The sequence below is a fragment of the Pseudomonas sp. AC255 genome (genome assembly GCF_979258175.1).
Genome location: NZ_OZ409841.1, coordinates 5,708,144 through 5,719,298, shown reverse-complemented (window position 1 = coordinate 5,719,298; position 11,155 = coordinate 5,708,144). Strand labels below are relative to the sequence as shown.

Annotated in this window: 8 protein-coding genes and 1 pseudogene; 7 read left to right on the top strand and 2 right to left on the bottom strand. The window is 61.9% G+C overall.

Annotation, left to right across the window (positions count from 1 at the left end; all coding sequences use genetic code 11):
- The first annotated feature begins 314 nt into the window (after positions 1 to 314).
- The 6 genes and pseudogenes from ACZZ0K_RS25765 (at position 315) to ACZZ0K_RS25740 (ending at position 7,751) form a co-directional block, all read left to right on the top strand.
- On the top strand, positions 315 to 1,670 hold the full coding sequence (locus tag ACZZ0K_RS25765; RefSeq protein ID WP_071172213.1) for a M16 family metallopeptidase: 1,356 nt from the start codon (positions 315 to 317) through the stop codon (positions 1,668 to 1,670).
- A pseudogene (locus tag ACZZ0K_RS25760) lies at positions 1,663 to 3,152 on the top strand (M16 family metallopeptidase). Before ACZZ0K_RS25765 ends, ACZZ0K_RS25760 begins: the two are co-directional and overlap by 8 nt.
- The gene (gene rsmD, locus ACZZ0K_RS25755; protein WP_041476826.1) at positions 3,152 to 3,754 is read left to right on the top strand and encodes a 16S rRNA (guanine(966)-N(2))-methyltransferase RsmD; all 603 of its coding nucleotides are present in this window, start codon (positions 3,152 to 3,154) and stop codon (positions 3,752 to 3,754) included. Before ACZZ0K_RS25760 ends, rsmD begins: the two are co-directional and overlap by 1 nt.
- 108 nt (positions 3,755 to 3,862) lie before the next feature.
- The gene (locus ACZZ0K_RS25750) at positions 3,863 to 5,203 is read left to right on the top strand and encodes a M16 family metallopeptidase (RefSeq protein WP_258707304.1); all 1,341 of its coding nucleotides are present in this window, start codon (positions 3,863 to 3,865) and stop codon (positions 5,201 to 5,203) included.
- Entirely contained in the window at positions 5,200 to 6,672 is a 1,473-nt protein-coding gene (locus ACZZ0K_RS25745; protein WP_258707305.1) for a M16 family metallopeptidase, read from the top strand. The genes ACZZ0K_RS25750 and ACZZ0K_RS25745 overlap by 4 nt, the downstream gene beginning before the upstream one ends.
- Before the next feature lie 71 nt (positions 6,673 to 6,743).
- On the top strand, positions 6,744 to 7,751 hold the full coding sequence (locus ACZZ0K_RS25740) for a hydrolase (RefSeq protein WP_252882824.1): 1,008 nt from the start codon (positions 6,744 to 6,746) through the stop codon (positions 7,749 to 7,751).
- Positions 7,752 to 8,004: 253 nt separating this feature from the next.
- Here the strand turns inward: ACZZ0K_RS25740 and ACZZ0K_RS25735 are convergent, their stop codons facing one another.
- Both ACZZ0K_RS25735 and ACZZ0K_RS25730 read right to left on the bottom strand, forming a co-directional pair.
- Entirely contained in the window at positions 8,005 to 8,859 is an 855-nt protein-coding gene (locus ACZZ0K_RS25735; protein WP_258707306.1) for a sulfurtransferase, read from the bottom strand.
- A 31-nt stretch (positions 8,860 to 8,890) separates the two neighbouring features.
- Positions 8,891 to 9,562 (bottom strand): TetR/AcrR family transcriptional regulator, encoded by a 672-nt coding sequence (locus tag ACZZ0K_RS25730; RefSeq protein WP_016772708.1) that lies wholly within the window; start codon positions 9,560 to 9,562, stop codon positions 8,891 to 8,893.
- A 147-nt stretch (positions 9,563 to 9,709) separates the two neighbouring features.
- On the opposite strand from ACZZ0K_RS25730, the gene ACZZ0K_RS25725 reads away from it, so the two are divergent.
- The gene (locus ACZZ0K_RS25725; RefSeq protein WP_258707307.1) at positions 9,710 to 11,140 is read left to right on the top strand and encodes a coniferyl aldehyde dehydrogenase; all 1,431 of its coding nucleotides are present in this window, start codon (positions 9,710 to 9,712) and stop codon (positions 11,138 to 11,140) included.
- The last annotated feature ends 15 nt before the right edge of the window (positions 11,141 to 11,155 follow it).

The window sequence follows — 11,155 nt, the reverse complement described above, 5'->3', positions numbered from 1 at the left end:
CCAACAGGGCGCCCCGGCAAATAAATATTCGATGCAGAACAGACTGTGTTTCACCCAGCTTGTTCACGCGCAACATTTTGTCGAGGCACCGAAGGCACCTCAAGGATCGTTTTTACGATGATCTAAACCGGCAAAAATCGGCGAAAACGCAGGGTCTGGTTGCCAAACCGCTGCCTTGTGCCGCAAACCCATTCAGCCTTATCAGGTTGCAGAACCTCATAGACGTGGCCGCCAGTAAAACGGATCAGTATCCTAGCACCCTCTCGCCCGCCGACGCTAAGACCAAGCGGGCAGCCCAACAGGTTGAAAAACGAATGAATGCTCTAGCCCGCCGCGCTGCTGGCCTGCTGCTCAGCGCAGTCTGCCTGCCCCTTTCGGCCCTGGCGGCCGACCCGCAACCGACCCATGAATTCACCCTCGACAACGGCCTCAAGGTCGTCGTGCGCGAAGACCATCGTGCGCCGGTGGTCGTTTCCCAGATCTGGTACAAGGTCGGTTCCAGCTACGAGACTCCGGGGCAGACCGGTCTGTCCCACGCGCTTGAGCACATGATGTTCAAGGGCAGCGAAAAAGTCGGCCCCGGCGAAGCCTCGCTGATCCTGCGCGACCTCGGTGCCGAAGAGAACGCGTTCACCAGCGACGACTTCACCGCTTACTATCAGGTGCTGGCCCGCGATCGCCTCGGCGTGGCCTTCGAGCTTGAAGCCGACCGCATGGCCAACCTGCGCCTGCCGGCCGACGAATTCGCCAAGGAAATCGAAGTCATCAAGGAAGAGCGCCGCTTGCGCACCGATGACAAGCCGATGTCCAAGGCCTATGAGCGCTACAAGGCCATGGCCTACCCGGCCAGCGGTTATCACACGCCGACCATCGGCTGGATGGCTGACCTCGACCGTATGAAAGTCGAAGAACTGCGCCACTGGTACCAATCCTGGTACGCGCCGAACAACGCTACGCTGGTGGTGGTCGGTGACGTCACTCCAGACGAAGTGAAAACCCTCGCCCAGCGTTACTTCGGCCCGGTCGCCAAACGCGACGTGCCACCGGCGAAAAAACCGCTGGAACTGGCCGAGCCCGGCGAACGTCAGATCACCCTGCGCGTGCAGACCCAACTGCCAAGCCTGATGCTCGGCTTCAACGTGCCGAGCATTGCCACGGCTGAAGACAAACGCTCGGTCAATGCTCTGCGCCTGATCTCCGCGCTGCTCGATGGCGGCTACAGCGGGCGCATCCCGGCGCAGCTGGAACGTGGCGAAGAGCTGGTCTCCGGCGGCTCGTCGGACTATGACGCCTACACCCGTGGTGACAGCCTGTTCACCCTGTCGGCCACGCCAAATACGCAGAAGAAAAAGACCATCGCCCAGGCCGAAGCCGGCCTGTGGAAACTGCTTGAGCAACTGAAAACCACCGCGCCGTCTGCCGAAGAGCTGGAACGCGTCCGCGCTCAAGTCATCGCCGGCCTGGTCTACGAGCGTGACTCGATCACCAGCCAGGCCACCGCGATCGGTCAACTGGAAACGGTCGGTCTGTCGTGGAAGCTGATGGACACCGAACTGGCCGATCTGGAAAGCGTGACCCCGCAAGACATCCAGAACGCCGCGAAAAAGTATTTCACCCGCGAACGTCTCAGCGTCGCCCACGTCCTGCCTTTGGAGACGACTCATGAGTGAGCGCAAAACCCCACGTCTGATGCTGTTTGGCCTGATTGCTGTCGCGGTGATCGGCTCCGCAGCGGTTTATTTGTCGCCAAGCGCTGACAGCAAGGCCAGCGAAGCACTGGATAACGCCAAGTCCAGCCAGAAACTGCAATCGCTGGCCGAACTCGACGGCAAGGCCCCGGCCAGCCGCAAGCTCGATGTGCAGACCTGGAACACCGCTGAAGGCGCCAAAGTGCTGTTCGTCGAAGCGCATGAGCTGCCGATGTTCGACATGCGCCTGATCTTCGCCGCTGGCAGCAGCCAGGACGGCAACGCGCCCGGCCTCGCGGTGCTGACCAACGCCATGCTCAACGAAGGCATCGCCGGCAAAGACGTCGGCGCCATCGCCCAGGGCTTTGAAGGTCTCGGGGCCGACTTCGGCAACGGTGCGTTCAAGGACATGGCGCTGGCCTCGTTGCGCAGCCTGAGCGCAACTGAGCAGCGTGAACCGGCGTTGAAGCTGTTCGCCGATGTGGTCGGCAAACCGACCTTCCCCGCCGATTCCTTCGCGCGCATCAAGAACCAGCTGCTCGCCGGTTTCGAATACCAGAAACAGAACCCCGGCAAACTCGCCAGCCTGGAGCTGATGAAGCGTCTGTACGGCGATCACCCGTACGCGCATTCCAGCGACGGCAATCCGCAAAGCGTGCCGAAGATTACCGTCGCGCAATTGCGCGAGTTCCACGCCAAGGCCTACGCCGCCGGCAATGCTGTGATTGCACTGGTCGGTGACCTGTCGCGAGCCGAAGCCGAGGCGATCGCCAATCAGGTCTCCTCTGCCCTGCCGAAAGGCCCGGCACTGGCGAAAATCGCTGCGCCGCAGGAACCGCAAGCCAGCGTCAACCACATCGAGTTTCCGTCGAAACAGACCAACCTGATGCTCGCGCAACTGGGCATCGATCGCGACGATCCGGATTACGCCGCGCTGTCGCTGGGCAACCAGATCCTCGGCGGGGTGGTTTCGGAACGCGCCTGATGAGCGAAGTGCGCGAGAAGCGTGGCCTCACCTACGGCGTGTATTCGGCGTTCAGCCCGATGCAGGCCCGTGGCCCGTTCATGATCAACCTGCAGACCCGCGCCGAGATGAGCGAAGGCACCCTGAAGCTGGTGCAGGACGTGCTCGCCGACTACCTGAAAACCGGGCCGACACAGAAAGAACTCGACGATGCCAAGCGCGAACTGGCCGGCAGCTTCCCGCTGTCCACCGCGAGCAACGCCGACATCGTTGGCCAATTGGGCGCGATGGGCTTCTATAATCTGCCACTGAGCTATCTCGACGATTTCATGCGGCAGTCGCAGAGCCTGACCGTAGAGCAGGTCCGCGATGCGCTGAACAAACACCTGAGCACGGAGAAAATGGTCATCGTCACCGCTGGCCCGACCGTGCCGCAAAAGCCGTTACCGGCCCCATCTGATAAACCTGCCGAGCAACCGCTCGGGGTTCCGGAGCATTAATGGCCACTCGAGCACCGAAAAAACCTGTGCAAAACGTGCACAACGGCGTGAACCAGCTGCGCATCATTGGCGGCCAGTGGCGCAGCCGCAAGCTGAGCTTCCCCGACGCACCGGGCCTGCGCCCGACCCCGGATCGCGTGCGTGAAACCCTGTTCAACTGGCTCGCGCCCTATGTCGAAGGGGCGAAAGTGCTCGACCCGTTCGCCGGCAGCGGCGCGCTGTTTCTCGAAGCGCTGTCCCGAGGCGCGGCCACGGCCCAGGCGCTGGACGCCAGCAACGTTGCAGTTTCCAGCCTGAAAGAACACCTCGGCACCCTGCGTTGCAGCAACGGCCAGGTGCAAACTGCCGATGCGCTGCGCTACCTGGAAACCCAGGCCGCGACGCCGTTCGATCTGGTGTTCCTCGACCCGCCGTTCAACCAGAACCTGTTGCCAGCGGTTTGTACTTTGCTGGAAGAGCGCCAATGGCTGGCGGCCGATTCGTGGATCTACACTGAAAGCGAAACAGCGCCATCGACGCTGGGCCTGCCGGGCAACTGGCGCCTGCACCGCGAACAGAAATCCGGTCGTGTGTATTACGCGCTGTGGCAGCGCAGCGCTTGAACCATCCGTACTGCGCTTTAGCGTGCGGTAGATAGTTACCGCACCCAGTGCCTCGCAGTCCGCCACAGTGGTTACCGCAATCTGCGTTAACCACTGAGGATTTCGCGTATGGATACGCTCTGCAGCCGGATGCTGCTTTTTCTTGGCCTCGCGCCGTTCATGACGCTGGCCGCCACGCCCCCGCCGACTCATCAATTCACCCTGGAAAACGGTTTGCAGGTACTGGTGCGCGAGGATCACCGTGCGCCGCTGGTCACTTCGCATTTGTGGTTCAAGGTCGGCTCGGCAGACGAGGCGCCGGGGCAAGCCGGGCTATCGCACGTTCTTGAACACATGCTCTACAAAGGCAGCCACAAGACCTGCGCCGGTGAGGCTTCGCGTCTTTTGGAGTCCCTGGGTGCCGAAGAAAATGCCTTCACCGCCGAGGACGTCACCGGCTACTACCAGACCTTGTCGCCGCGCTATCTGGGCGTGGTTTTCGAGCTGATGGCCGACCTGATGACGACTGCTGATTTGCACGTCGACGACCTGAAAACCGAACTGGCAGTCATCCGCGAAGAGCGCCAGCTGCGCATCGACGACGATGTCGACGCCGCTGCGCTGGAACACTTCACCAGCCAGGCGCATGTCGCCAACAGCTATCGCACGCCAGTCATCGGCTGGATGCACGACCTGCAGCACGTGGACGCCAAGGAACTTCGCCATTGGTATCAAAGCCGTTATGCGCCGGGCAACGCCGTACTGGTGATCGTCGGCGATGTCACGCTCGCACACGTGCAGCCGCTGGCCGAGCGCTATTTTGGCGCGCTCGCAAATCGTCCCGTGCCGCGCCTGTTACGGCCCGTGGAGCTGAAAGTGCCGGGCGAACGCAGACTGACCTTGCAGCGCCATGTCCCAGCAGAGCGGTTGCTGATGGCTTTCAATCTGCCCGGACTGGCCACGGCCAAAGACCTGCACGCCGTGCACGCCCTGCGCCTGATCAACGCGATACTCGGCGGCGCACATGGCGCGCGCCTGCAAAAGAAACTGATTTTCACCGACCGCGTGCTCAATCGTGTCGACACTCACTACGACGAACGGACGCGCGGCGACAGCCTGCTGCTGTTGACTGCCGAGCTGGCCGATCCGCCGCTGACCGATCTTGAAGGTGCGCAAGCGCGGGTGTGGGAGCAGATCGAAACGTTGCGCACCACACCACCGTCGGCGGAAGAGCTCGAGCGGGCACGCACGCAACTGATCGCGCAGCAGGTGTATGCCCGCGATTCGATTCAGGAACAGGCGCGTCAGCTGGCCAGGCTCCAGGCCATCGGCTTGCCTTGGCGAATACTCGATGAAGATGCAGCTGCATTGGCGAAAGTGACGCCGCAACAGATCCGCGAAGTGGCCGCCACGTGGCTGATACCCGAGCGTCTCAGCGTTGCCCAAGTGCGCAAGGTGGACGTCCGATGAGCAGGTTCTCAAGGCGCACGGGATTGATCCTGATGTGGCTGTCGGCTGCGGCGGCTTGCGCTGATGGCCAGCCTGAACAAGCGCGGACATCGCGCCTGCAATCGCTCAGCGAAGTCCAGGCGCTGGAAATCAAGCCGCGCGCATTGCAGATCAGGGGCTGGAAAACCCTGACCGGCACCAAGGTGCTGTTCGTGCGCACGAGCGATCTGCCGATGTTCGATATTCACGTCAGCTTCGCCGCAGGCAGCGCCCGCGACGGTAGCCTGCCGGGCCTGGCTGCCACGACCTTTTCCATGCTCAATGAAGGTATCCCCGGCAAGGATTTGTCCGCCATCGTCGAAACCTTCGACGGGCTCGGCGCGCAATGGGAAATGGACATCGATCACGACCGCGCCGTGTTCTCCCTGCGCAGCCTCAGCGATCCGGCCAAGCGCCTACCGGCGATGGATCTGTTGACGCGAATATTCAGCGAGCCATCGCTCAGCGCCCAGCGCCTGCCGCCAGTGAAAGACGAACTGCGCGCCGCGCTCATCGCAGAGCAAGGCGATGCCGCGGGTCTGGCCTCGCAGAGCATCAAGGCACTGCTTGCGCCGGACAGCCCCTACAGCCTTCCGGTCTATGGCACGCAATGGGGCCTCAATGCCGTGACCCGGGCCGCCGTGGAGGATTTCCATCGCCGCTATTACGCTGCCCGACATGCGCAAATCACCCTGGTCGGCGACCTCACTCTGGACCAGGCACAAGCGATCAGCCTGCAGATCAGCAATGCCCTGCCCAAGCCTCCTGACGCGCTGGTGTCTTCAGCAATGGCAACGCCCGGAAACGTCCAGTCCAGTCACCTGGAACTGAATCAACTGCAGACCCACATTGCCTTTGCCCAAATCAGCGTGCCGCGACGACATGCCGATCACCCCGCCTTGTACGCCGCCAGTCAGATTCTCGCCGGAGGCAGCAACAGTCGGTTGATGAATGAACTGCGGCACAAGCGCGGACAGGTTTATGACGTGTATGGCGCCAGCGTCAATTGGGCTGGTGGCGCCGGGTTGCTGACCGTCACCTTGCAGACCGGTAGCTCCATGAGCGACAGCACCGTCGCTTTGGTGCGCTCGATGCTCAATGATTTTCTTCGGCAAGGGCCGACCGCCCCGGAACTCGAGCACCTCAAGCGCAGGCTGGCCAACAGAAATGTGCTCACCAGCGCCAGCAACCGGCACATTCTGGCCAGACTCGTGGAGATCAACCGCTACGACTTGCCGCTCGATCTGGATTACACAATGCAACAAGTGCAGAAGCTGACGGTGGACGACATCAAACTCGCCATGAACCGTCACTTGTCTGTTGATCGCTGGGTGTCGGTTACGGTCGGCCCCAGTGTCGAGCAACAGCCACTGCCTGGACCGGAGGTTGCGCCGATCGGTCAGGCTGAAGAGGACATGTGTCGCGCCGACCCGGGCTTTGTGGCAAGTTAGGCGCTTTCGTTGAGAAGCGACAGCCCGCCCTGTGCGCCGGTCGCTTTACGCAAGACCTGTCGAGATTTGCCGTGCATTCACCGTCCCCGCTTCCCGCCTCGCGTTTCGTTCCGGCCTTCGGCCTCGGCAATCCGCATCTGCAAACCCTGTGGGGTCCGCTGTGGCGCAAGACCGTGCACATCGAGCGCGAACGCGAACGCCTGTGGCTCGAGGACGGCGACTTCCTCGACCTCGACTGGCACGGCCCGCACAGCGCCGAGGCGCCGTTGGTACTGGTGCTGCACGGTTTGACCGGCTCATCCAATTCGCCCTATGTGGCGGGCATTCAAAAGGCCTTGGCCGAGCAGGGCTGGGCCAGCGTCGCGCTGAACTGGCGCGGTTGTTCCGGCGAGCCGAATCTGTTGCCGCGCAGCTACCACTCCGGCGCCAGCGAAGACCTTGCCGAAGCCATCCAGCACCTGCGCGCCAAACGACCGTTGGCGCCGTTGTACGCGGTCGGCTATTCACTGGGCGGCAACGTGCTGCTCAAACATCTTGGCGAAACCGGCAGCAACAGCGGCGTGCTCGGCGCGGTGGCGGTGTCGGTGCCGTTCAGGCTCGACCAGTGCGCAGACCGGATTGGCCAGGGATTTTCGCGGGTTTACCAGGCGCATTTCATGCGCGAAATGGTCGCCTACATCAAGAACAAGCAGCGCCAGTTCCAGCATGACGGACGCGAAGACGGCCTGGCGAAACTGGCCGCGCTCGGCTCGCTGGAAAACATGCGTACGTTCTGGGATTTCGACGGCCGGGTCACCGCGCCGCTGCATGGTTTCACCGATGCCGAGGATTACTACCGCCGCGCCTCGAGCCGCTACTACCTCGGCGAGATCCGCACGCCGACGCTGATCATTCAGGCAGCGGATGATCCGTTCGTATTTCCCCACAGCCTGCCGCAAGCCGATGAGTTGTCAGCCTGCACCCAGTTCGAATTGCAGGCGCGTGGCGGTCATGTCGGCTTCGTCGACGGCTCGTTTCGCCGGCCCGGGTATTACCTGGAGCGGCGTGTCCCGCAATGGCTGGCCGCACTCGGTCAATAAACGCCGCATGGCCCTTGCAGGAGTGAGCCTGCTCGCGATGGCGATGGGTCAGTCTGGAAATTCAATGCCTGACAGGACGCCTTCGCGAGCAAGCTCGCTCCCACAGGGATTTGTGTCGGCATGAAAATGCATGGCACAACCTGATTCAATGTGGGAGCGAGCCTGCTCGCGAATGCGGTGGGTCAGGTGGCATTTAACTCACTGACACACCGCCATCGCGAGCAGGCTCACTCCTACAGAGAGATCGCTGTGTTTATTCGCCCGTGGCAATGCCGCGCGACGGTTCGTTGATCCACTCGCTCCACGATCCGGCATACAGCGCCCCCAGCGGATACCCAGCCAGGCACAGTGCGAACAGGTTATGGCACGCCGTCACCCCGGAGCCGCAGTAGGCGACCAGTTCCGACGGTGAGCGATCACCCAGTTTCGCGGCAAAGCGCTGCTTGAGCTGCTCCGCCGGCAGAAAACGTCCATCACTGCCGAGGTTGTCGGTGAACGCCGCGCACTGCGCGCCGGGAATATGCCCAGCCACCGGATCGATCGGTTCCACTTCGCCCTTGAAGCGCGGCAAGGCGCGGGCGTCGAGCAGGGTCAGGGTTGGCTGGCCGAGGCGCTGCTGCAATTGCTCGGCGCTGAGCAGCAGGCTCATGTCCGGCTGACCGCTGAAGTGGCCGGGCGTCATGCTCGGCGGATCCAGGCTCAGCGGCAGGCCGGCCGCGTGCCAGGCCTTGAGCCCGCCGTCGAGAATGAACACGCCGTCGCGCTTGCCCAGCCATGCCAGCAACCACCACGCCCGCGCCGCATACGCACCCGGGCCGTCGTCGTACAAAACCACATCGCTGTCGTTGCTGATGCCCCAGGCTTGCAGGCGCTCGATCAACACCGCCGGCTCGGGCAACGGATGACGTCCGGTCACGCCCTTCTCGACTTTACCGCTCAGATCCTGCTCCAGATCGGCGAAACTCGCCCCGGCAATGTGCCCTTCGGCGTAGCTGCGCTGGCCGTAATCCGGATCTTCGAGGGCGAAACGACAATCGAGAATCACCAGCCCCGGCTGCTCTTTGCGAGCGTCCAAAGCTTGTGGGCTGATCAACTGCGCAATCGACATAACGGGCTCCTGTGGCATTCGGCTGAACGGTTTATTTCACGTCTTCAAGGGCCTGCGCCAGCGGCACATAGAACTCGTCGAACAGTGCGTTGACTTCATCCCGCGCCTGATCGGTGACAAACCCTGCCTCAAGCACCAGCACCTGATACACGCCACGCTTCACGGCCTGTTCGCTGAGGTGGTTGGAGTTTTCCCGGGTGGTGCACAGAAAACGCACCCACGACGTCAGGATGATCCACGCATTGAGGGTCAGCGATTCGATCTGCACACGGTCCATTTTCAGGATGCCGGCGGCGACGAAGCCTTCGTAGATCGCTGCGCCCTGGATCACGCAGCGCTGGGAAAAGCGCCGATAGCGCGCGGCCAGTTCCGCATCGCTGTCGAGCAGATGCTCAAGATCGCGATGCAGAAAACGGTAACGCCACATGGCCGAGAGCAGTTCCTTGAGATAGAAACGCTTGTCCTCGACGGTCGCCGGGCGACCCTGAGGCGGACGCAAAAAGCTGTCCACCAGGGCTTCGTACTCACTGAACAACACGGCGATGATCGCCTGCTTGTTGGGGAAGTGGTAGTACAGGTTGCCCGGAGAAATCTCCATGTGCGCGGCGATGTGGTTGGTGCTGACGCTGCGCTCGCCCTGCTGATTGAACAGCTCCAGGCTGTTCTGAACGATGCGCTCGCTGGTTTTTATTCGTGGGGCCATGGCTTGAGCTTTAATTCAGAGTGCGTAGACGGCGCATCTTACGACCTAACCGGAAATGGATAAAACCTTGCCGTGCACGGAAGTCGTTTGACTTTCTAGAGCTTAGACTCTAAAAAGTGCCCATTACAATAAAATCCGGAGCCCGCGATGACTGCCGACATTGCCTACCTGCAAACCCTGCAACAGCCTCTTGAAACCCTCGATCGGCAGTTCCAGGCACAACGGGCCGCGTACGCCGCCAACCCGATGCCGCCGGCCGCACAACGTCAGCAATGGCTCAAGGCTTTGCGCGATCTGCTCAGCGCTGAACGGCAGACATTGATCGAGGCGATCAGCGCCGATTTCAGTCACCGCAGCGCCGACGAAACCCTGCTCGCCGAACTGATGCCGAGCCTGCACGGCATTCACTACGCCAGCCGTCATCTGAAGAACTGGATGAAGCCATCGCGGCGCAAGGTCGGCATGGCGTTCCAGCCTGCTTCGGCAAAGGTGGTTTACCAGCCGCTGGGCGTGGTCGGTGTGATCGTGCCGTGGAACTACCCGTTGTATCTGGCCGTAGGGCCGATGGTCGGCGCCCTGGCGGCGGGCAATCGGGTGATGCTCAAGCTCAGCGAATCGACCCCGGCCACCGGCCTGTTGCTCAAAGAGCTGCTCGCGCGGATCTTTCCCGAAGACCTGGTTTGTGTAGTGCTGGGCGAAGCGGATGTCGGCGTAGCGTTCTCGCGGTTGCCGTTCGATCACTTGCTGTTCACCGGTTCCACCAGCGTCGGCAAACACGTCATGCGCGCTGCGGCGGAAAACCTCACGCCGGTCACCCTGGAACTGGGCGGCAAGTCGCCGGCCATCGTCTCCACAGACGTACCGCTCAAGGACGCCGCCGAACGCATCGCTTTCGGCAAAACTCTCAATGCCGGGCAGACCTGCGTCGCGCCCGATTATGTGCTGGTGCCGGAAGACCGCGTCGGCGCCTTCGTCGAGGCCTACCGTCAGGCTGTGAAAGGCTTCTACCCGACCCTGGCCGACAACGCCGACTACACCGCGATCATCAACGAACGCCAGATGTCCCGACTGAACGGTTACGTCAGCGACGCGACCAGCAAGGGCGCGCTGCTGATCCCGTTGTTCGAACAAGGCCAGGGCCGACGCATGCCGCACAGCGTGCTGCTCAATGTCAGCGATGAGATGACGGTGATGCAGGACGAAATCTTCGGCCCATTGCTGCCAATCGTGCCTTATCGCGATCTGGAGCAGGCATTCGCTTACATCAATCAGCGGCCTCGTCCTCTGGCTCTTTACTACTTTGGCTACGACAAACGCGAACAGCATCGCGTGCTGCACGAGACCCATTCCGGCGGCGTATGCCTGAACGACACCTTGTTGCATGTCGCTCAGGACGATATGCCCTTCGGTGGCATCGGCCCCTCGGGCATGGGCCATTACCACGGCCACGAAGGTTTCCTGACCTTCAGCAAGGCCAAGGGCGTGCTGATCAAACAGCGCTTCAACGCGGCCCGGCTTATCTACCCGCCCTACGGCACATCGATTCAGAAACTGATTCAGAAGCTGTTCATTCGCTAAACGTTCGTCGACGCC